Raw genomic sequence first — 20,927 nt, 5'->3', positions numbered from 1 at the left:
TGGGGCGAAGACCTTTTGGTTACTTTTGGGGCGTTTGCCAAAAGTGACCCGCTGTAAGAGCGGAACCCATATCAGCCGTTACAAAAACAAAGGATATGTACACCGACAGCCCCCCGATTCTGATCATCAGAACTGCGACTGCCGCGGAAGCCGCTGCGACAGTTCGTCGAGCAGCTTCTGCTCACGCTTATCCTCAAGCGCCCGCGCCTCGTCGATATAACGCTGCACCAACTTGCGCAACCCCTCAACCCGCGCAAACGCCGCTTGCCAACTTTCACGCGCTTTATCAAGATTATTCTGATGCCAAGCCAAACTCTGACGCTGCTGGCCGACAGCGGTCTCCAGCTGATTGAGAAACCCCTGATACCCCATCAACCATTGCCCCGACACGCCCTTGCTGCCCCGCTCAATCCACTGCTGCTGGTACTCACCCCGAAAGCGCTCAAGGTCGCCCAGCTTGCTCTCTGCCAAACGCACCTGCCCCTGAAAATACCCCAAGCGTTGCACAGCCGCTTTCTCGGCCTTTTCAGCCATGTCCACCACCGGCGCCAAGCGCGAAGAACGCGTGCTGGCCATGGCTTAACCGCCCGGCGCCGGCGCGAAGATCGAGCCCAGGTGCGCTTCACTTTCACCCATGCTGATCTTGTCGTTAAGGCCCTGGCGCAGGTAAGACACCAGCTGCGGCTGCAGGGCAATCGCCAAGTCAGTCTCGCGATCACCACCGGCCACATAAGCACCGACGCTGATCAAATCGCGACTCTGCTGATAACGTGACCACAATTGTTTGAAGTGTTGCGCACGGGCCATGTGCTCAGGCGTGACCACTGCCGGCATCACCCGGCTGATCGAAGCTTCAATGTCGATAGCCGGGTAATGCCCTTCTTCAGCCAAGCGCCGCGACAACACAATGTGCCCATCGAGTACGCCCCGCGCCGAGTCGGCAATCGGGTCTTGCTGGTCATCGCCTTCAGACAGCACGGTGTAGAACGCGGTGATCGAGCCACCGCCGGCCTCGGCATTACCGGCGCGCTCAACCAATTTGGGCAGCTTGGCAAACACCGACGGCGGATAGCCTTTGGTGGCCGGCGGCTCGCCGATGGCCAGGGCAATCTCCCGCTGGGCCTGGGCGAAACGAGTGAGTGAATCCATCAGCAACAGGACGTTTTTGCCCTTGTCGCGAAAATATTCGGCGATGCGTGTGCAGTACATGGCGGCGCGCAAACGCATCAACGGCGCATCGTCGGCTGGGGACGCGACCACCACCGAGCGCTTGAGGCCTTCTTCACCAAGGCTGTGCTCAATGAACTCCTTCACCTCACGGCCCCGCTCACCGATCAGCCCGACCACAATAATGTCGGCCTCGGTAAAGCGCGTCATCATGCCCAGCAGCACCGATTTACCCACGCCAGTACCGGCGAACAGGCCCAGACGCTGGCCGCGACCGACCGTCAATAAACCGTTGATGCTGCGAATGCCCACGTCCAGCGGCACGCTGATCGGATTGCGGTTGAGCGGGTTGATGGTCGGGCCGTCCATCGGTACCCAGTCTTCGGCTTTCATGCTGCCTTTGCCGTCGAGGGGGCGGCCGGCGCCGTCGAGCACGCGGCCAAGCATGCTCATGCCCATGGGCAGGCGGCCGGTGTCGGCCAGCGGCACCACGCGGGCGCCGGGAGCGATGCCCGCCAGGCCGCCCACGGGCATCAGGAAAATCTTGTTGCCGGAAAAGCCCATCACCTCGGCTTCGACTTGCACCGGGTGGTAGCTGTCGTCGTTGATCACCATGCAACGGCTGCCCATGGCGGCGCGCAGGCCCTCGGCTTCGAGGGTCAGGCCGACCATGCGCAACAGGCGCCCTTCGAGGATCGGCTGGCCGGGCAACTCGACGGCCTCGGCGTAACTGCCCAGGCGCTTGGCGAAGCTGGTGCGATCAAGGCGCATCGGGGGCGTCCAGGTCAACGCTCAGGTCAGGCTCGGCCGGGTTCAGGGCTTGCTCATGTTGTTGATCGAGCAGCTTGGCCATGATCTGGCTGATGCGGGTTTCCACCGTGGCATCGATGCGGCTGTGTTCGGTTTCTACGCGGCAACCGCCGGGCAGCAGCGCAGCATCTTCGACGATGCGCCAGGTTTCTTCATGGCGCTCGCGCAGGGCTTTGACCTGTTCGAAATCCTGGGGGTTGATGTACAGCCGCACATTGCCAACGCCCAGGGGCAGCAGTTTGAGGGCTTCACGCATCACGCTTTCGATATGGCTGGAGTCCAGCACGAGTTCGCGCTGAATGACTTGACGCGTGATGTGCTCGACCAGGCCGACCATGGCTTTTTCGATCTGCGAGTCTTGCTCGGCAATCGGCTCGAACAGCACGCTCATCAGGCGTTCCAGGCTGACGAGCTTGGCGCTCAGCGCCACTTCGGCTTCCTGTCGGACCTTGAGCGTGGTGCTGCGAAAACCGTCTTTTTCGCCCGCCGCGAAGCCCTCGTTGTAGGCCTCCTGGCGGATGGCTTCCAATTCTTCGAGGGTCAGTGGCTGGACTTCGTCCAGCGGCACTTCTTCCATTTGCGCAGGCGGTTCTTCGACCGGTTCAGGCTCGGGTTCCGGCTGGTGCGGGTCGAAGCTGGGCAACGACCAAATGTCGAACCCGCCGACATCCCGCGCGCGAATCAGATCGCTGGGTGCCTCATCTTTGTTCGACATGGGGCGCGCCTTAGATCATTTCTTCGCCGCCCTTCCCGCCGAGAACGATTTCTCCGGCTTCGGCCATACGGCGGGCAATCGTGAGGATTTCCTTCTGAGCGGTTTCCACGTCGCTGACGCGTACCGGGCCCTTGGCTTCCAGGTCGTCGCGCAGCAGTTCGGACGCACGCTTGGACATGTTCTTGAAGATCTTCTCTTTGACGTTTTCGTCCGAGCCCTTGAGGGCCAGCACCAACACGTCGGAAGACACTTCGCGCAACAGCGCCTGAATGCCACGGTCGTCGACATCGGAGAGGTTGTTGAAGACGAACATGAGGTCTTCGATCTGGCCGGACAGGGTGTCGTCGATCTCGCGGATCGAGTCCATCAACTGACCTTCGACCGAGCTGTCGAGGAAGTTCATGATGTCGGCCGCACGCTTGATGCCGCCCAGGGTGGTGCGCGAGGCGTTCGAATTGCCCGAGAACTGCTTCTCGAGAATCGTGTTGAGTTCTTTCAGGGCCGCCGGCTGCACGGTGTTCAGCGACGACACGCGCAGGATGATGTCCAGGCGCACTTTATGGTCGAAGTGGCCGAGCACTTCACCGGCCTGGTCCGGGTCCAGATACGCCACCACGATCGCCTGGATCTGCGGGTGCTCGTAGCGGATCACGTCGGCAACGGCGCGCGGTTCCATCCATTTCAGGCTGTCGAGGCCGCTGGTGTTGCCGCCCAACAGGATTCGGTCAATCAGGCCGTTGGCTTTGTCTTCGCCCAGGGCCGAGGTGAGCATCTTGCGAATATAGCTGTCGGACCCGACGCCGAGGCTGGTCTGGTCGCCGACGATCTCGACGAACTCGCTCATCACCTGCTCGACTTGCTCGCGGTGCACATTGCGCATCTGCGCCATGGCCACGCCGACGCGCTGGACCTCTTTGGGGCCCATGTGGCGCAGCACTTGGGCGGCGTCGGTTTCTCCAAGGGACAGCAACAGCACGGCGGCTTTGTCGACCCGGGAGAGTTTGGCTACAGCGGCTCGATTATCACTCATCTGCGTTGATCCACTCTTTCACGACCTGAGCCACACGGCCCGGGTCTTCTGCTACCAGACTTTTGATTGCGTTCAACTGAGCGTCGTAACCTTCGCTCGGGCTTGGCAACAGGATGCTTTGCGGGCCGCCGAGGCTGACGCGGTCGTTGGCCAGTTCGCCATCCAGGCCGCCCATGCCACCCAACTCCACGTCGCCACCGGCCAGTGCCAGCTGTTTTTTGCCATGACCGGTGATGTTGTTGAGCACCGGGCGCAACACACCGAACACCAGCACCAGGATGAACAACACACCCAGCACTTGCTTGACGATGTCCCAGAACCATGGCTGTGTGTAGAACGCCGGGTCGGCGACCACTTCACTGCGCTCGGCGGAGAACGGCATGTTGATTACGCTGACGCTGTCGCCACGGCTGGCGTCAAAACCGACGGCGTCCTGCACAAGGCGAGTGAAGCGCGCCAATTCGTCGGCGCTCCACGGCGCACGGGTGACGGCGCCGTCTGCGGCGTTGACCTTGACCTGGTCATCGACCACCACCGACACCGACAGGCGATTTATTTTGCCCTGCTGCTGTTTGGTATGGCTGATGGAACGGTCAAGTTCGAAGTTCTTGGTGGACTGGTTACGCTTGTCCGCCGGGTACGGCGCGAGCATCGGCTGGCCGGTGGCAGGGTCCATGATCTGCTGGCCGTTGGCGTCCAACAATGGCTGGCCTGCGGCAATTGCGCCGGCGCTGGCAGCCGCGCCGCCGGTGGTTTGCGGGGCCGAGGCTGGCGCGGGCGGCTGGTTGCTCAGGGCACCCGGCACACCTTGCGGGCCATTGCTGGCGGTGCGTTGTTCGCTGGTGGACTGCTCGCTGCGCAGCGCGGGCTGGTCGGGGTTGAACTGCTCGGAGGTCGACTCAACGGCGCTGAAGTCGACGTCGGCGGACACCTCAGCCTTGTAGCGGTCATTGCCCAGCACCGGTTGCAGGATGTTGTGCACGCGCTGGGTCAGCATGCTTTCCATGCGACGGCTGTAGTCGAACTGCTTGCCGGCCTGAGTCAGCGCGGAGTTTTCCGCCATGTCGGACAGCAGGTTGCCCTTCTGGTCGACCACGGTGATTTGCGACTTGCTCAATTCGGGAACGCTGGTGGCCACCAGGTTGATGATCGCCAATACCTGGCCAGGCTCCAGGGAGCGGCCGGAAAACAGTTCAACCAACACCGAAGCGCTCGGCTTGCGTTCATCGCGCACGAACACCGAGCTTTTCGGAATCGCCAGGTGCACACGGGCGCCCTTGACGTTGTTCAAGCTGGAGATGGTGCGTGCGAGTTCGCCTTCAAGGCCACGGCGGTAGCGCGTGGCTTCCATGAACTGGCTGGTTCCCAGGCCCTGGTCCTTGTCGAGAATTTCAAAACCGATGTTGCTGTCGGACGGCGTCACGCCAGCCGCGGCGAGCTTCATGCGCGCGCGGGCCACGTCATCGGCCTTGACCAGCAAGGCGCCGGAATTGGGCTCGACGGTGTAAGCGATGTCGGCGGCGGCCAGGGTTTCCATGATTTGCTTGGAATCCATGCCGGCCAGGCTGCCGTACAGCGGGCGGTAATCAGGTTGCTGCGACCACAACACCACGGCAAAACCAATCGCCACGCTGGCAGCCAGGCCGACCATCAGGCCCACCTGACGCAACATGGTCATTTCGGAGAGGTTTTCCAGGAACGACAGGCCAAACAGCGGCGGCTTGCCGGCTGCCTTGGCGGGTACGTTGTCCACGACTGCTTCTGCCATGACTTAAATCTCGTCCTTAAACCGGCATCTGCATGATGTCTTGATAAGCCTGAACCAGCTTGTTACGCACTTGGGTCAAGGCTTGGAAGGAAACGCTGGCCTTTTGCGAGGCGACCATCACATCGGTGAGGTCCACGCCGCTTTTACCGATCTCGAAGGCGGTCGCCAACTGACTCGAGGCTTGCTGGGTATCACTGACTTTGTTAATTGCCTGACCGAGCATGTCGGCAAAACTGCTTTGGCCCAATTCCGGCGCTTGCGCGACGGATTTCGGTTGAGCCATGGCATCCATTTGCATGGAGCGCATATCCAACATCAACCGATTGAACTCAATACCCTGGCTCATGACCTTCTCTCTCCGACGACCCGCAATTTTTTGACACTACGCAGCGGTTACTGGGGGTAGTAGCAACAAGGGTGCCAGCTCCGTGGCGACTGGTAAGAAAAGGCGACAAACCCTGTCGGCCCACGCTTTTTCAAGTAGCGAAAAGGTAGGCTTCCACGTCCATTCCGGCGTCGCGCATCTGCGCCAGCTTGTAGCGCAAGGTGCGCGGGCTGATGCCAAGGCGCTCGGCCGCTTCTTTGCGGCGGCCGCGTTCGGAGCGCAGGGTGTCGATGATCATCTGGAATTCACGGCGACGCAGGTCGTCGCCCAAGGCACCGCCAGACTCGGTGTCAGCCACCGCCACAGGTGCCGGCGCCAGGCTGGGCAACGGCGCAACGCCATTGGCCATGGGCAGGCAGAAATCCTGGGGCTGGATCAGGCCGCCCTGCTGCAAAATCAGCGCGCGCTGGATCGCGTTGTCCAACTCTCGCACGTTGCCGGGCCACGGGTAGCCTATGAGGCAGGCCTCGGCGTCGGCGGACAGGCGCGCCTGGGCGTGCTTCATTTTTTTGACGTGATTGTTCAGCAAGCGCTCGGCCAGCGGCAGGATGTCTGCCGTGCGTTCACGCAGCGGGCGCCAGGCCAGCGGGAATACCGACAGCCGGTAGAACAGATCTTCACGGAAGCGCCCCGCCGCCACTTCGCCCGCCAGGTCGCGGTTGGTGGTGGCGACCACGCGGATATCCAGCTGGATTGGCTTGCGTGCGCCAACCCGCTCGACTTCGCGCTCCTGCAGCACGCGCAGCAACTTGGCCTGCAAGCCGAGAGGCATTTCAGAAATTTCGTCGAGCAGAATGGTGCCACCGTCGGCCTGTTCGAACTTGCCGGCCTGGGCCGCGATGGCGCCGGTGAACGAGCCCTTTTCATGCCCGAACAAAGTGGCTTCGAGCATGTTGTCGGGAATGGCCGCGCAGTTGATCGCGATAAACGGTTGCTTGGCGCGGCTGGATTGCTGGTGGATATACCGCGCCAGCACTTCCTTGCCGGTGCCGGACTCGCCGGAGATCAGCACCGTGGAATCACTGCGCGCCACCCGGGCTGCCAGTTCCAGCAGCTGGGCGCTGGCCGGTTCAAAGGCAATCGGGCCTTCACCGTCAGTCGCCGGGAGAACGCCGAGGGCATGCCGGGCGACCAGTTCGATCAAGGCTTTGGGCTCGAAGGGTTTGACCAGGTAATCTGCAGCGCCCTGGCGCATGGCGTCCACCGCCCGCTCCACAGCGCCATGCGCCGTCATCAGCAACACCGGCAGCTGCGGCTGACGCGCACGCAACAGGCCGAGCAACTGATGGCCGTCCATGCCGGGCATGTTCACGTCGCTGACCACCAGGCTGAAAGGCTCTTTCTCAACCGCCTCCAAGGCTTCCTCGGCCGAACCGACCGCCCGGTAGTCATGGCCCGCCAACAGCAGCGTGTCAGCCAATGCTTCACGCAGGGCGCGATCGTCTTCAACCAATAAAACCTTGATAGCCATAATCCTGTTACTCCGCGCTTGCCGCGCCTGAAAACAGCGGCAAGGTCATCAATGCACACGTGCCACGACCCAACCGGGAGCGCAGTTGCAATTCTCCCTGATGGGCACGCGCCACTGCCTTGACCACGGTCAGGCCCAGGCCTGTGCCGTTGGTTTTGGTGGTAAAAAAGGGTTCGCCGAGGCGCCGCAGCACCACCGGGTCGATGCCGCTGCCACTGTCGCTGATGCACAGGCGCAGGGTTTGCTCGCGGGTATAGAGGTGCACTTTGAGCCGCGCGCCCGGGCCGCTGGCCTGGGTAGCGTTTTCAATCAGGTTGAGCAAGGCGCCGACCAGCGTGTCACGGTTGCACAGCAACTCGCCGAGGTGGCTGTCGCACTGCCAGCGCACGTGCGCTTCCTGAACATGGGTGGCGGCGGCCGCTTGCAGGGACTGCATCAATGCCGAGGGCGTGATGCGATCGGTCAGGGGCAATTCGCCGCGGGCAAACACCAGCATGTCGCGAACCTGGTGCTCCAGCTCATGCAGGCGCTCCTTGAGACGGCCAGCAAAACGTTGGTGGGTCGCGGCGGGCAATTGCTCATCAGTCAAATGACTGGCGTAGATCAACGCGGCCGACAGCGGCGTGCGGATCTGATGCGCCAAAGAAGCGACCATCCGCCCCAGCGAAGACAAGCGCTCATGGCGCGCCAGCTGGTCTTGCAGGTGACGGGTTTCAGTCAGGTCATTGAGCAGCACCAGTTGGCCTGGCTCTGCGTCCAGCGAACGGGTGGCAATAGACAGGCGGCGCCCGTCCTTCAGGGAGATTTCGTGGCCGTCATCTTCACGCGGCGCAAAGCAGCGGGTGATGACTTCACGCCACAGCTCGCCTTCCAGCGGCAGGCCGAGCATGTCGACGGCGGCCGGGTTGGCTTCGCGCACGCGGCCTTGATCGTCGATGACGATCACGCCGCCGGGCAGCAGCGACAGCAGGTTTTGCAGGCGGTTAGCCAGGCGCTCTTTCTCGGCCAGTTCTTCCATGCGTTGGGCACTGACCACGGCCAGCTCGCCTTTGAGCTCGGAAACCCGAGCCTCCAGCAAACCGTAGGAGTCAGTCAATTGGCTCGACATCTGGCTGAACAGCGAAAAGGCCTGTTCAAGCCCCTGTCGGCTTTGCTGCTCTACAGAAGGGATTAGCCCTGCAAGATCGGGGGCCGAAGAATGTTGGGCGGCGTGGGGCATCATGCTCTCTCGCTGGCTGACCGTCAGTTAAACGGAACGTTGCGAGGGCTGTAGCAATACCCGTGCCGAAAAAAAACTACTGAAATTTCAGTAGTTTAAAAAACAGGCGTCAATCATCTGCCTGTTCATCACCTTCTCGACGGCTCATACCGTACTTGCGCATCTTCTCCACCAAGGTGGTTCGACGGATGCGCAGGCGCTCGGCGGCGCGTGCGACGATGCCGTTGGCGTCGTCCAACGCTTGCTGGATCAGCCCCTGTTCGAGGTTGCCCAGGTAGTCTTTAAGGTCCAGGCCTTCGGGCGGCAACATGGCGGTGGAGCCGAAGTCCGGCGTGTGGCCGTTGATCGCCACGCGCTCTTCCATGTCGCTGCGCAGGCTGTCGACCAGTTGCTCGTCTTCGTCGTCGACGTAGCGGAATTTCTTCGGCAACTCGACCACGCCGATAACACCGTAGGGGTGCATGATCGCCATGCGCTCCACCAGGTTGGCCAGCTCGCGGACGTTGCCCGGCCAGCCGTGGCGGCACAAGGACATGATTGCGGCGGAGTTGAAGCGAATCGAGCCGCGCTTTTCGTGCTCCATGCGCGAGATCAGCTCGTTCATCAGCAACGGGATGTCTTCCACGCGCTCACGCAACGGGGCCATTTCGATCGGGAATACGTTGAGGCGGTAGTACAAGTCTTCGCGGAAGCTGCCGACCTCGATCATGCTTTCGAGGTTCTTGTGGGTCGCGGCGATGATGCGCACGTCGACGCTTTGGGTTTTGTTGCTGCCCACGCGTTCAAACGTGCGCTCTTGCAGAACCCGCAGCAGCTTGACCTGCATCGGCAGCGGCATGTCGCCGATTTCGTCGAGGAACAGGGTGCCGCCATTGGCCAGCTCGAAACGCCCGGCACGGCTGGTGATCGCGCCGGTGAAGGCGCCCTTCTCGTGGCCGAACAGTTCGCTTTCCAGCAGCTCTGCCGGGATCGCCCCGCAGTTGACCGGCACGAAAGGCCCGTCGCGACGCTTGGAGTGATAGTGCAGGTTGCGCGCGACCACTTCCTTGCCGGTGCCGGACTCGCCGAGGATCAGCACGCTTGCGTCGGTGTCAGCCACTTGCTGCATCATCTGGCGCACGTGCTGGATCGCACGGCTGGTGCCGACAAGGCTGCGGAACAGGTTGGGTTCGCGGTGACGCCCACGCTCGCGGGCCTGGTCGTACATCTCACGGTACACCTGGGCACGGTGCAGGGAATCAAGCAGTTTGCTGTAGCTGGGCGGCATTTCCAGGTTGGAAAGTACGCGGCGGCGCTGGTCTTCCGGCAGGTCGACGGAAGAAATATCGCCCATCAGCAACACGGGAAGGAACTCATCCCAGGTCGACAGTGTCTTTAACAGGCCTAAAACTGCACCTGGAGCACTCACCGTCCCGATCAGTACGCAGATGACTTCACGGCTTGACGACAAAGAGCTGACCGCCTGCTGCCAATCCTGGCTACCGCAGGGTAAATTTTCTTCTCCGAGAAAATTTAAAATCACCGCCAAATCGCGGCGACGGACGCTATCGTCATCAATCAGCAGAATTTTGGTTTCACGCCACATGCAATAGCAACTTCCCTAGTTAACTCACATACCCTGGAGCCGAGGGCAATCTAGAAGGTCGTAGGCATTTTCTGCGTTACAACCGTCTGAAATCTGAAAACAACACTAGTTAAGTCAAAAAATCGCGCGCAGTCAAATTTATGACGCGCGTGAGGATTAACTGAGCCCGTTCAGCCGAACAGATGGTAAACCTTCGACGCACTTTGCGCGCGATTGATCTGTGACATCTCTTCGAAAATCGCCTGGCGCTCGCCGGTCGTTACCTCCAGCAACTGCTGATACACCGCCAACAAACTCTGCAGTTTCTCGCGCAGCGCGTCCTCGTCCACCGGCGCATTGTTCAGCGCCTCATCGATCACGGCACGGCAGCCCAGATCCAGTTCGCCAATGGCGTCCCAGTTACGTTCAGCCAATGCGTCGACCAAGGCGTCGCGGGTCTCGTCAATACGTTGCAGGGCGTGGCTCATGACATCATCCTCAGGCCGCAGGGCCTACAGTGTTGCAATACCGTCCCAGCCTTCCTTGAGCGTAATCATCAGGCCGGCTACTTCGTCGATCATGGCGACATCGCTCTTGCTGTTGGCTTCCAGCAGGCGCGTGGTCATATAGGCATACAGATTGTCGAGTTGCTGCAAAGCGGCCGGGTCTTCGGTTTTTTCCGGGTTCAGGCCGTCTCGCAAACCGATCAGAATGTCGATCGCCTTGCCCAGCAGCAGGCCTTTTTGCGCGATATCACCACGAGCCATGGCGCCCTTGGCCTGAGCCATGCGATCCAGCGCGCCTTCCATCAACATCTGCACCAGACGGTGCGGGCTGGCTTCGGAGATCTGGGCATGGGAATTGACCTTCTGGTATTGGCGAAGGGCTCTCATGGGATTCATGTTTCTACCTCGTGACAGGCGACAGCTAAATAGGATGGGCTCTGACTAATATGTCGACTGGGTCGCAAAAAACTTTAACCCGGTGATCTGGCGAAGGTCACGCCCGGCAGAGGCATTCACCTCGCCGGACGGCCTCATTGAGGATCAACTGGTCTTAGGGTTGTTCAGCGCGTCGAGCGTGGTCATGACACTTGAGCGTTGTGCGGTGAGCTGCGCCACCAGGTTGTTCATGGTCGTGTACTTGTTGGTCAGGCTTATCTTCAAGGCTGCCATGCGCGCGGTCAGGGTGTCCTGCTGGGTTTGCAGGTCCTTGATCGTATCGGACAGGGTCGACTTGCGCGTGGCGAGCACACCGGTACCGCTCAGCGCATAGCTGTCGGTCGCGGACTTCATGCGTGCCAGCAGGCCTTTATCGCCGTTGAAAATACCGCCGATGTCGGTCGGGTTGGTCGCAATCGCCGCACTGAACAGCTTGTCATCAAGACTCAGCTTGCCGGTGCTCTGGTCTGTGTTCACACCAAACTGCGCCAGCGATTTCAAGGAGCCGGTGCCTGCCATTGCGTTCAGCTCGGCACGGATGGCCGACTGCAAGGTACGCATGGTTGCATCGCCCGTCAGCGCCGAAGACGTGGTGGTGCCGTCAGGGTTGGTGGTCACCTTGGTCTCGGCGCCAATCGCCGTGATCAGTGCGTTGTAGGTGTCGACAAAGCCCTTGACCGAACTTTTGAGCGTGTCGGTGCTGCGCGCAACGGTGATGGTCGACGATGAGCGCAGTACGCCACTGGAGTTCGCATCGGTCACCCCCGCCGGCCATGGCGACACAGCGGTCAACTTGATACTCACGCCGCTGATTGCGTCGGTCAGGGTGTTGCTCTTGGACTCCTGGGGAGTGCCGTCAATGGTGTACTTCGCATTCTGCGGCGCACCGCCCACTAATGACGTTCCAGTTTCCAGCCCGGAATTACCACCTACCGTAATGTCAGTGCCGACACCGGTGTTGGTCGAGGTTAAAACCATCCGCGAACCGGTGGCGTCAGTCAGGATGTTGGCACTGAGACCGGAACTGGTGAGCTGCGCGTTGATCGAGTCACGCACTTGCTGCAACGTCGCGCCTGGCGGCACGCTGACGGCATAGCTCTGGCCCGACTGGGAAATCGTCAGCGAAGTTGCTGAAGCACTGGCGTTGACGACCGTGGATGCGCCGCCGGCATAGGTTTTCGTAGCGATTTTGGAGGCGGTTGCCAACTGGTTTACGACCAACTGGTAGCTGCCGGCCGACGCATTGGCGCCCAGGGTCACGGTGGAAACGTTGGCGTCTGAAGTTGTTGCTGTCAGGCCGCCGATGCTGGCGTCCTTGGCCATGTTATCCATGGCACCGCGGAATGCATCCAGGGCCGCTTGAATCTTGCCGATCGATGACAGCTGGGCGGTCGAGGTCGTCGACTGCTTGTTGATCTGCGATTGCTTCGGCGCCTGTTCCGCGTTCACCAAGGCCGTCACGATAGACTGGGTATCAATGCCCGTTACCGGGCCGCTGATGGATATATCACCCATGATGTTTTCTCCTGATCCGGGGCTGGCGCTTTCTTGACGGACGACGCCTCAAGCAGCTTCAGCAACAATATTCATGCCAGCTCAGACTTTAGCGTCAAACAACACGCTGCTGGCGTCGTGCAAACTTTGGGCGAGTTTCAAGGCTGTTTCCGAGGGAATCTGACGAATTACCTCGCCACTGTCGGTCGCAATGACCTTGACGACCACCTGATGGGTGGAATCATCAATGGAAAAATCCAGGTTGCGCTGGGCAGCCTGGACGAATTTGCGAATATCCGTGACCGCCTGTTCAAGGTCGGACGGTTTCGAGTCTTGCCTGGTTTGAGCCGCGACAGCTACAGGATCTACCTTGGCTTTCTGTAGATCACTGCTCACAGGTGCAGGAACGCTCTGCGGCGCCGCTGCTGGATAAGACAGGTTCAGCTTCACACTCATGTCCATGTCCAATCTCCTCATCACGCAAAAGACAAAAGGGCACGTAAACGCGCCCTTCCGTCATTCATCTACCGTTAGCTATTACTGAAGCAGCTTCAGTACAGCGGATGGCAGTTGGTTGGCCTGGGACAGGATCGCAGTGGAAGCCTGTTGCAGGGTTTGTTGCTTGGTCAACTGAGCAGTTTCAGCAGCGTAGTCAACGTCCTGGATCTGACCGCGAGCGGCGCTGGAGTTGTCGGAGATGCTCTGCAGGTTGGCAACGGTGTTGTCGAAGCGGTTTTGTACAGCACCGAGGCCGGCACGCTGGGAGTCGATATCGGAGATCGCTTGAGTGATCACGTCGATCGAGTTCTGTGCGTTGGCAGCAGTGGTGATGTCAGTGTTGTTGACGGTGGTTTTGGTGGAGTTGGCAGCGGTGGCAGCACCGGCTGCGAACAAACCAGCCACGCCTGCGCCGCTCAGCGAGTAGCTGCTGGAGGAGTTCAGGGCAACTGCACCTGTAGCGATGATCGGACCAGCATCCAGAGCAACGGCAGTACCAGCAGTACCGGCACCGTCCAGGGTCGCAACCTTGATACCGGCAACAGCACCGGCGTCGCCAGCGTTGAAGGTCAGGTTTTCACCTGTATCGGACTTGACCGACAGGGCGTTGGTGGTCGAATCGTAGTTAACGCTGATGCCCAGCTTGGCAGCGTTGGACTTCAATTGGTCAGCCAGGTCGGAAGTGCTGGTCACACCAGTGAACTGCACGGCGGTACCGCTGCCGACTTTCAGGGTAAAGTTGGCGCTGGCAGGGGTTGCACCGGCGATTGCAGTGGAGTCAACGGTGAACTGTGCAGTGGTGCTGGCAGTAGCAGCCAGGCCGCCGACGGCGCCGTTCATCTGAGCAGCGATCTGCTTGGCGGAAGCACCGGCAGCGATGGTCACGCTGGTGGACTGGCCGCTACCGGTAACAGCGATCGCGCCGCCGGCAACGCCGGTCGCGCTTGGAGTAACGCCTTGAGTTTTCAGCTGCTGCGAACCAATGTTGTTGGCTGCAACGTTACCGATGCTCATGTCGATAGTCTGGTTGGCGTTGGCGCCGACCTGGAACGAGGTAGTACCGAAAGAACCGTCCAGCAGGTTCTTGCCACCGAAAGTAGTGGTGGTAGCGATACGAGTCAATTCAGCGGTCAGTGCTGCGTATTGAGCCTGGTTCGACTTACGGTCTTCAGCGCTTGGCGAGCCGTTGGCGGATTGCAGAGCCAGGGTACGCATGCTTTGCAGGATGTTGGTGGACTGCTGCATTGCGCCTTCAGCGGTCTGAGCAATCGAGCTGCCGTCGTTGGCGTTTTTGATTGCAACGCCCAGGCCGTTGATTTGGCTGGTCAGACGGTTGGAGACTTGCAGGCCGGCCGCATCGTCTTTGGCGCTGTTGATACGCAGGCCGGAAGACAGACGCTGCATGGAAGTTTGCAGGGCGCCGGAAGCCTTGTTCAGGTTGTTCTGAACGGTCAACGAAGCAAGGTTGGTGTTTACTGTTAAAGCCATGACGAAATCCTCGTGGGTTGTTTGCTGCGGCTTCCGGCCCTGGCAACCGCCGGGTGTGGCCTAGAGAACCTTCGTAATAGTTATCGTCGTATATGCCGGTTGCTTGAGGACTTTTTTGGTTTTTTTTACTGGCAACGCGCCATCCTTTGTAATTCAAGCGTTTACGGCAGCCCAATCCCCCGCGAATGCAGGGTTTTCTGGCGTCAAATAAAAAACGCCCAGGCTTTTTCAAGCCTGGGCGTTTTTTTATGCAGCGGGTTAAAGCATCAAGGGCGATGCAGAATCGCCGAACCCCACGACAGGCCCACGCCAAAACCACTGATTGCCACACGCTTCCAGGTGGAGTCGAGCATGTGCTTTTCCAGCAGTAGCGGAATGCTCGATGACACGGTATTGCCGGTCTCGACCATGTCCTTGATGAATTTCTCAACCGGAGCGTCTTCGAAACGCCGCGCCACCGCGTCGACAATCGCCGCACTGCCCTGGTGGATGCAGAACGCGTCGATTTCGTCGGCCTTGAGCGCCGATTCATTGAGCAGCTCGTGCAAATGCGCCGGCACTTTGAGCAAGGCAAAGTTGAACACCTGGCGGCCGTTCATGAAGAACACCCCGTCGCTGACCTTCAAGTGCGGCGCGCCAGAGCCGTCGGTGCCGAACTTCGACTTGCCGAGCTGCCACGGGGCATCCTCACCCATCCAGGTAGCCGTGGCGGCATCGCCAAAGAGCATGGTGGTGTTGCGGTCTTCCGGGTCGACAATTTTGGAATACGGGTCGGCAGTCACCAGCAAGCCGTTTTTCAGGCCGGTGGCTTCCATGAAGCCCTTCATCGCATAAATGCCGTAGACGTAGCCGGAGCAGCCCAGGGAGATATCGAACGCAGCAACATGGGTCGGCAGGCCCAGCTTGTCCTGGACGATGGCGGCCGTGTGCGGCAAGCCCTCTTCGTCGCCGTTCTGGGTTACAACGATCAGCGCGTCAATGGATTCACGCTTCAACTCGGGGTTGTTGGCAAACAAGGCATTGACGGCCTCGACGCACAGGTCGGAGGTTTCCTGCGCAGCATCCATGCGCGGCAGGAACGCCGAACCGATCTTGCCGATGATGAAATCTTCATCCTTGGCGAATTTGGCGCCCTGGGCGTAGTTATCGACCCCGTCTGCCGGCACGTAACTGGCGATGCTTTTTATGCCAATCATTGTGGCTTCCCAATACTAAATAGCTGGAGAACACCCCTCGGGCTACGCCGGGAGTGCTGACAATAAAGGGGATAACCCCATAAAAATCTCGCTGAGAGCCGCCACGTAAAGACCCGCAGACGACTTATCCTTTTCACACGATACAGTGAAGATGCGCTTTATGACTCACAGGTCACTCAAATTTGTGCGCATTGTACAAAATTGCGGCCGCCGAAAACGACAACGGCCCACCCTGTTGCCAGGGTGGGCCGTTTGTGATTGCAGCGATTACAAGCGGCTGAACAGGCTCAACTGAGAGATTTTCACAAAGGCCAACTGCGAGGCTTGCAACATGGTCTGCTGCAAGGTCAGGTCGATGGCGGCCTGGCCCATGTCGACGTTGGCCAGGGACGACATGGTCGACGTGTTGGCCAAACCCAGGCTAGTGTTCTCCTGGCCCTGGATATCCAGCGCGTTCTGGCGCGCACCAATGGAGCCACGCACTTGATCGATCTGCGCCGAGGCGTTGGCCAGGTTACCGATCGTGGTGTTCAGCACATCCTTGAGTTTATTTTTGGCGACCTGGTTACCGTCCGCCGGTTCCAGCAGCGCCTTGCGCAATTGGCCCAGGGTATCCAGCGCGTTCATGTTCTTGTTGCTGGTGGCGCCGACCGAAAACTGGTCGCCCGCCCCCGGCGTGCCGCTCACATCAAACGTCACACCGGCCGCCGTGATCGAGGTCGCGCCGGTGGCCATGGTGCCCGAGGCAATCGACTTGCTGCCGGCCGTGTAGGGCTGGGCGTAAACGTCGTAGGCATTGCCACTGGTGAACTTGATCACCGCACCGGAATTCGGAAAGGTGCTGGCGTAGGCGGCCTGATCGGTAACCCGGCCACCGGTCAACTGCGCCGTGGACGCATTGCTGGCGGTACGCGAGGTGCTGAACGAATCCGGCTTGCTTTCGAGCGTGAACTCCTTGCCCGCCACCAACGCATCAGAGGGCGGGCCTGAAGGAACATCCGCCCCCAGATTCAGGTTGATATCAAATTTGACGCCGCGCAGGTTGACGCTGGAAGCGCCCTCCTTGGTGGAGTCAAACGTGCCGTTACCGGGAATCTCGGACGTGACGTCGTTACCGTCCTTGTCGGTCACGCTGTATTGGGTGCTGCTGGCGAAGGTCAGCTTGTACGGCTGGCCATCGGCAAAGCTCTTGGTGTACGTGGTGCCGGAAGTCACCAGCCCCGCCGAAATCGCTACCTTGCCGTCGTTGACCGCAGGCGGCAACAGTGTGGTCTGGGTGCGACCGGTGTTGGAGGAACTCTCCAGCAGGGTCTTGCCGGTGTCGCCCGTGGTGATCGTCAGGTTGCTCGACACTTGCAGGCTCAGCGGCGTTTCATCGCCCTGGTAGGTGTAGGTGCCATCGTTGTTACGGCTGTAGGGCGGCGTGTCGGTCTTGGTCCCGGAGAACATGTAGTTGCCGCTGGAATCCTTGGTGTTGAGCAGGCCCAGCACTTGATCTTCCAGCGCGCCGACCTGGCTGGCAATGGCCTTGCGGTCATCATCGCTGAGCTGGAGGTTACCGGCCTGCAACGCCAAGCCTTGCGCGGTGCCCATGGCGGCGTTGATGCTCGACAGAACACTTTCTTCATTACCCAGCGAGTTTTGCAGGCTGGTGATGTTGCCGTTGTATTGCCCCAGCATGTCTTTCTGTTGCTGCAACAGCAGCAATTGGGCGGCCGCGACAGGGTCATCGGAAGCGGTTTGCACGCGCACACCGGAACTTGCCTGGTCCTGGGCTTTCACCACACCCGAATAGTTGTCCTGATACTTGCTGGAGCTGGTGTCGAAATACTGCTGTGTAGAGATACGCATCGTTCCAGACTCCTTTAAAGGGCGTTAATCAATGTGCTGAAGGTTTCTTGCGCGGCCTTGATGATCTGCGACGACGCGGTGTAGTACTGCTGGAACTTGATCATGTCGCCCGCCTCTTCGTCCAGGTTGACCTGGGACACCGAGTTGCTGGCCGCCTTGTTGGCTGCCAGCAAGGCGCCGGTGGAGGCGGTGTCGGTGTTGGCCTGGGCCGCTTTGGAGCCGACCTGCGACACCAGCCGGCTGTTGGCACTGACCAGGCTCACGCCGGAATTGCCATCCACCGCGCCGACGGTCGCCTTGGTCTGCAACCCCAGCAACTCCTGGGCGTTGCGGCCATCGGAGGTCGCGCCGCTGTTGAACGAAAACGTAGTGCTGTCGCCATTGGCAGGCGCGCCGGCCACCGTGGTATCGAAGCTGAAGCTCTTGCCGGGAATCAGCGTTCCCGTGGCATCGCGCATCGGCACATTGATGCTGATCTTGTTGCCCTGCCCCGGGACGAAGCTGCCGGTGCCAATCGGGTTACCCTGGGCGTCGCTGACGGTATAAGGCTGGGTGCCGTCCGCCGCTGGCTTGCCGAACACCATCTTCACCGGCATCGAGTTTTCGATTCCGGTGCGCAATTGCGCGGTCTCAGCGCCACCATCGATATCAATCGGCACCGTCAATGTCGGCGGGGTAAAGGTGCCGGTACCGGTGTTGGTTTTGCTGGCATTGCCCGCCAATGGGCCGGCAAAGGCGATTTTGTTCGGGTCTTTGAGGTCGACCGTAATCCCGGTGGCGCCGTTGGCGGTCGGGCTGACTTTGAAACTGTCACCGGCAGCGACCGGCCCACCGCCATTGAGCGCGAGGGTAAAACCGTCAATGACCGGCGGCGGCGTAGTGGTGGTGTCGAACGAGCCCATGGCCTTGCCGTCGGAGCGCACCACGTTGTACTGATTGCCGCTGGTGAAGGTGACCTTGTAGTCAAATGTCGACAGCTTGCTGGTGTCGGCAACCGTCACGTTGAGGTTGCCCGAGCCTACGCTGTTGCCGGAAGCCGCCTGGCTACGCTGGGAAATCGCCGCAGCGCTGTTGATATCGCCAAACAACGACGAACCGAAATCGCTGTTCAGGTCCAGGCCCTGGCCCAGCTGGCTATTGATGCTGTCGGCGGTGGCGATGGCGATACGCCCCAAGTCGTTGATGGCCGGCATCAGCGCATCACTGCGATAACGCAACAGGCCACCAATGCTGCCACCGGAGACCACCGCGCCGATGTCCATCGGCGTGTCGCCCATGTTCAGCTGCAGGGTGTACTGGCTGTTATCGGTCTTGCTCGGCACGGCCGAAATGGTATTGGCGATACCGCCTTCTACCAGGGACTGACCGGTGCCGGTGGTGATGCTGAACTGGCCGTTCTTCTCGGTGGCGGTGACGCCGATCAGCTCATTGAGCGAACGTACGGCTTCGTTGCGTGCATCCAAAAGGTTGGACGGCGCGCTGGTCGAGGAGCCTTGGGCGGTGGAAATTTGAACGTTGAGCGAGGCAATCGACGAGGTCAGTTTGTTGACCTGATCGCTCATGGTGCCCAATTGGCCGTTGATCGACTCTTTCTGCTGGTTCAACTGCGTGGCAATCGAGTTGAAGCGGTTGCTCAGGGTCTGAGCACTGGTCAGCAGTAACTGCCGGGCTGACACGTCGCTGGGCGTAGCGGCGGAGGTCTGCAGCGAGGAGAAAAACGCGCTGAGCGCAGCAGACATGCCGGTGGACTTGTCCGACAGGGTCTTGTCAATCGCCGAGGCCTGGCCCGCGTAAGCCGCGGCGTCGCTGTTGAGCGCGGTGCTGCTCTGGTAAGCGGCGCCGAGGAAATCGTTATAGATGCGGCGTACGTCCGCCAGGGTGGTACCGCTGCCGATGAACACGCCGCCATAAGGGTTGCTGGCGTTGGCGTTCTGGGTGGTCTGCTGACGCGAGTAACCCGGAGTATTGACGTTGGCAATGTTGTTACTCAGAACCGACAACGATCCTTGAGCGGCGTTTAGTCCTGACATCCCTATACTGAGCAAACTCATGATTCAGACCTTATAAATGAGTGGCCGCGCCCGCGGCAGCGTAATCCTGATAACTGTTCATGGTTTTAGCGATCTGCGAAATCTTGCTGGCGTAGTCCGGGTCGGTTGCATATCCGGCTTTTTGCAACTCGCGCACAAACTGCTCCGGTTTGTCGGCAGATTTCACAACTTCTTTATAGCGATCATTGCTTTGCAGCAATGTCACGAGGTCATGGAAGCTGTCCTGGTAGGAGTCATAGGAACGAAATTGCGCCGTCTCCTTGACCATCGCCCCACCGCGAAACTCGCTGGTGATCGCGCGAGCCTGACCGCCCTGCCAGCTTTGGCCGGCCTTGATACCAAACAGGTTGTGGCTGCTGCTGCCATCCTCGGCACGCATCACCGATTTACCCCAACCGGTTTCCAGGGCCGCCTGAGCCACCAGGTACTTCGGATCGACGCCGATACGCGCGGCGGCCGCCTTGGCCATCGGCAACATGGTGGCGACAAATTCATCCTGCGAACTGAAGGCTTTCTTCGCCGGGGCCAACGGTGGCTGGGCGATCGCGCGACCGTAAACCTGCATCTGCCCGGTCGGCGCCGCCGCAAAGGCGCGTGGCGCACTGTTGATCACATTGTCGGCGGCGGCGCTGTTACGCAGCGGCGCAGCTTTTGGCGCCGTGGCCTGGTCGGTGTTCGGTACGATGCCGGCCAACAGGCGATCCGTCAGTTTGCTCGGCAACGAAATACGCCGCTGGTTCATCAGCGCCACGTCGTTGGCGTGGGAATTCGTGCCTTCGGGCACCGCCACGCGGTACGCCCACAACGGGCGCTCACCGTTGGAGCGGCCGAGCGGGCCGTCAGCCTTGGTGCCCGCCGCGATCTCGGTGGGCACATCAACTTTCCTGGCAGGCGCTGCCGCCGCCGCCGGGCCCTGCAACGTGGCCGCCTGAGCGTCCACGGGTTTGTTCTTCTGCATCTGGCGCATCAGCACGTCGGCCAAGCCAATACCACCGCCCTCGCGGGACATCGAAACCGATAGTTGCTGGTCGTACATTTCCTGGTACTGCTTGGCCGCCGGCGTATTCATCGGGTTGTCCTTGCCCAGCGCTTCGGTGGCCGAACGCATCGACTTGAGCATCTCACTCAAGAACAGCGACTCGAACTCCTGCGCCACTTTGCGCATGTTGCCTTCGCTGTTCTTGTCGCCGACTTTAAGCTGGTTCAGCCGGTTCAGGTCGGAGTAAGACCCAGAGTCCGCAGTGCTGCTGAGCCCGCTTTTACGCATGTCCATGGCCAT

The 20,927-nt window shown here is 60.3% G+C and carries 18 protein-coding genes; all 18 read right to left on the bottom strand.

Going from position 1 to position 20,927, the window contains the following annotated elements; genetic code table 11:
• Nucleotides 1–126: 126 nt before the first annotated feature.
• The 18 genes from fliJ to flgJ all read right to left on the bottom strand — a co-directional run bounded on the left by fliJ (nt 127) and on the right by flgJ (nt 20,927).
• Nucleotides 127–576 (bottom strand): flagellar export protein FliJ, encoded by a 450-nt coding sequence (gene fliJ / locus Q7C20_RS10615; RefSeq protein ID WP_348062031.1) that lies wholly within the window; start codon nt 574–576, stop codon nt 127–129.
• 3 nt (nt 577–579) lie between these two features.
• Complete coding sequence (fliI, locus tag Q7C20_RS10610; protein WP_348062032.1) at nt 580–1,938, bottom strand: flagellar protein export ATPase FliI; 1,359 nt, start codon at nt 1,936–1,938, stop codon at nt 580–582.
• A complete protein-coding gene (gene fliH, locus Q7C20_RS10605) occupies nt 1,928–2,692 on the bottom strand; it encodes a flagellar assembly protein FliH (protein ID WP_348062033.1) in 765 nt (254 codons plus the stop codon). Before fliH ends, fliI begins: the two co-directional genes overlap by 11 nt.
• A 10-nt stretch (nt 2,693–2,702) precedes the next feature.
• Complete coding sequence (fliG, locus tag Q7C20_RS10600; protein WP_003230967.1) at nt 2,703–3,722, bottom strand: flagellar motor switch protein FliG; 1,020 nt, start codon at nt 3,720–3,722, stop codon at nt 2,703–2,705.
• Nucleotides 3,715–5,490 (bottom strand): flagellar basal-body MS-ring/collar protein FliF, encoded by a 1,776-nt coding sequence (gene fliF, locus Q7C20_RS10595; RefSeq protein ID WP_375067174.1) that lies wholly within the window; start codon nt 5,488–5,490, stop codon nt 3,715–3,717. The genes fliG and fliF overlap by 8 nt, the downstream gene beginning before the upstream one ends.
• A gap of 16 nt (nt 5,491–5,506) precedes the next feature.
• A complete protein-coding gene (fliE, locus tag Q7C20_RS10590; protein WP_017735206.1) occupies nt 5,507–5,836 on the bottom strand; it encodes a flagellar hook-basal body complex protein FliE in 330 nt (109 codons plus the stop codon).
• A 130-nt stretch (nt 5,837–5,966) separates the two neighbouring features.
• Entirely contained in the window at nt 5,967–7,346 is a 1,380-nt protein-coding gene (locus Q7C20_RS10585; RefSeq protein WP_375067172.1) for a sigma-54-dependent transcriptional regulator, read from the bottom strand.
• 7 nt (nt 7,347–7,353) lie between these two features.
• On the bottom strand, nt 7,354–8,565 hold the full coding sequence (locus Q7C20_RS10580; protein WP_375067188.1) for a PAS domain-containing sensor histidine kinase: 1,212 nt from the start codon (nt 8,563–8,565) through the stop codon (nt 7,354–7,356).
• Nucleotides 8,566–8,674: 109 nt separating this feature from the next.
• Nucleotides 8,675–10,150 carry a sigma-54 dependent transcriptional regulator gene (locus Q7C20_RS10575; RefSeq protein ID WP_348055583.1) on the bottom strand — a complete coding sequence of 492 codons (1,476 nt, stop codon included), beginning with the start codon at nt 10,148–10,150 and terminating at the stop codon, nt 8,675–8,677.
• A gap of 170 nt (nt 10,151–10,320) precedes the next feature.
• Entirely contained in the window at nt 10,321–10,617 is a 297-nt protein-coding gene (locus tag Q7C20_RS10570) for a flagellar protein FliT (RefSeq protein WP_348055585.1), read from the bottom strand.
• A gap of 24 nt (nt 10,618–10,641) precedes the next feature.
• Nucleotides 10,642–11,031 carry a flagellar export chaperone FliS gene (fliS, locus tag Q7C20_RS10565; protein ID WP_078738390.1) on the bottom strand — a complete coding sequence of 130 codons (390 nt, stop codon included), beginning with the start codon at nt 11,029–11,031 and terminating at the stop codon, nt 10,642–10,644.
• Nucleotides 11,032–11,175: 144 nt separating this feature from the next.
• Entirely contained in the window at nt 11,176–12,585 is a 1,410-nt protein-coding gene (fliD, locus tag Q7C20_RS10560; RefSeq protein WP_375067169.1) for a flagellar filament capping protein FliD, read from the bottom strand.
• A gap of 81 nt (nt 12,586–12,666) precedes the next feature.
• On the bottom strand, nt 12,667–13,026 hold the full coding sequence (locus Q7C20_RS10555; protein ID WP_348055589.1) for a flagellar protein FlaG: 360 nt from the start codon (nt 13,024–13,026) through the stop codon (nt 12,667–12,669).
• Between the two features lie 75 nt (nt 13,027–13,101).
• The gene (locus Q7C20_RS10550; RefSeq protein WP_348055591.1) at nt 13,102–14,550 is read right to left on the bottom strand and encodes a flagellin; all 1,449 of its coding nucleotides are present in this window, start codon (nt 14,548–14,550) and stop codon (nt 13,102–13,104) included.
• A 266-nt stretch (nt 14,551–14,816) separates the two neighbouring features.
• Nucleotides 14,817–15,746 carry a ketoacyl-ACP synthase III gene (locus Q7C20_RS10545; RefSeq protein WP_348055593.1) on the bottom strand — a complete coding sequence of 310 codons (930 nt, stop codon included), beginning with the start codon at nt 15,744–15,746 and terminating at the stop codon, nt 14,817–14,819.
• Between the two features lie 267 nt (nt 15,747–16,013).
• On the bottom strand, nt 16,014–17,597 hold the full coding sequence (locus Q7C20_RS10540; RefSeq protein ID WP_375067166.1) for a flagellar hook-associated protein 3: 1,584 nt from the start codon (nt 17,595–17,597) through the stop codon (nt 16,014–16,016).
• Nucleotides 17,598–17,611: 14 nt separating this feature from the next.
• Nucleotides 17,612–19,648 (bottom strand): flagellar hook-associated protein FlgK, encoded by a 2,037-nt coding sequence (flgK, locus tag Q7C20_RS10535; protein ID WP_375067164.1) that lies wholly within the window; start codon nt 19,646–19,648, stop codon nt 17,612–17,614.
• 10 nt (nt 19,649–19,658) lie between these two features.
• Nucleotides 19,659–20,927, bottom strand: coding sequence for a flagellar assembly peptidoglycan hydrolase FlgJ (gene flgJ, locus Q7C20_RS10530; protein WP_375067162.1), 1,269 nt, complete (start codon nt 20,925–20,927; stop codon nt 19,659–19,661).

Source organism: Pseudomonas sp. AMR01, from assembly GCF_041946035.1.
Lineage (GTDB): Bacteria > Pseudomonadota > Gammaproteobacteria > Pseudomonadales > Pseudomonadaceae > Aquipseudomonas > Aquipseudomonas antarctica_B.
The sequence above is the reverse complement of the archived record's forward strand: the minus strand, read 5'-3'. Positions and strand labels throughout refer to the sequence as shown.

Coding starts and splice junctions, on each gene's coding strand:
- Q7C20_RS10585 (WP_375067172.1), bottom strand. CDS start 7,346: ATGGCTATCAAGGTTTTATTGGTTGAAGACGATCGCGCCCTGCGTGAA.
- fliJ (WP_348062031.1), bottom strand. CDS start 576: ATGGCCAGCACGCGTTCTTCGCGCTTGGCGCCGGTGGTGGACATGGCT.
- Q7C20_RS10545 (WP_348055593.1), bottom strand. CDS start 15,746: ATGATTGGCATAAAAAGCATCGCCAGTTACGTGCCGGCAGACGGGGTC.
- fliG (WP_003230967.1), bottom strand. CDS start 3,722: ATGAGTGATAATCGAGCCGCTGTAGCCAAACTCTCCCGGGTCGACAAA.
- fliD (WP_375067169.1), bottom strand. CDS start 12,585: ATGGGTGATATATCCATCAGCGGCCCGGTAACGGGCATTGATACCCAG.
- flgK (WP_375067164.1), bottom strand. CDS start 19,648: ATGAGTTTGCTCAGTATAGGGATGTCAGGACTAAACGCCGCTCAAGGA.
- Q7C20_RS10580 (WP_375067188.1), bottom strand. CDS start 8,565: ATGCCCCACGCCGCCCAACATTCTTCGGCCCCCGATCTTGCAGGGCTA.
- Q7C20_RS10540 (WP_375067166.1), bottom strand. CDS start 17,597: ATGCGTATCTCTACACAGCAGTATTTCGACACCAGCTCCAGCAAGTAT.
- Q7C20_RS10575 (WP_348055583.1), bottom strand. CDS start 10,150: ATGTGGCGTGAAACCAAAATTCTGCTGATTGATGACGATAGCGTCCGT.
- Q7C20_RS10555 (WP_348055589.1), bottom strand. CDS start 13,026: ATGGACATGAGTGTGAAGCTGAACCTGTCTTATCCAGCAGCGGCGCCG.
- Q7C20_RS10570 (WP_348055585.1), bottom strand. CDS start 10,617: ATGAGCCACGCCCTGCAACGTATTGACGAGACCCGCGACGCCTTGGTC.
- fliF (WP_375067174.1), bottom strand. CDS start 5,490: ATGGCAGAAGCAGTCGTGGACAACGTACCCGCCAAGGCAGCCGGCAAG.
- fliI (WP_348062032.1), bottom strand. CDS start 1,938: ATGCGCCTTGATCGCACCAGCTTCGCCAAGCGCCTGGGCAGTTACGCC.
- fliH (WP_348062033.1), bottom strand. CDS start 2,692: ATGTCGAACAAAGATGAGGCACCCAGCGATCTGATTCGCGCGCGGGAT.
- Q7C20_RS10550 (WP_348055591.1), bottom strand. CDS start 14,550: ATGGCTTTAACAGTAAACACCAACCTTGCTTCGTTGACCGTTCAGAAC.
- fliE (WP_017735206.1), bottom strand. CDS start 5,836: ATGAGCCAGGGTATTGAGTTCAATCGGTTGATGTTGGATATGCGCTCC.
- flgJ (WP_375067162.1), bottom strand. CDS start 20,927: ATGGCCATGGACATGCGTAAAAGCGGGCTCAGCAGCACTGCGGACTCT.
- fliS (WP_078738390.1), bottom strand. CDS start 11,031: ATGAATCCCATGAGAGCCCTTCGCCAATACCAGAAGGTCAATTCCCAT.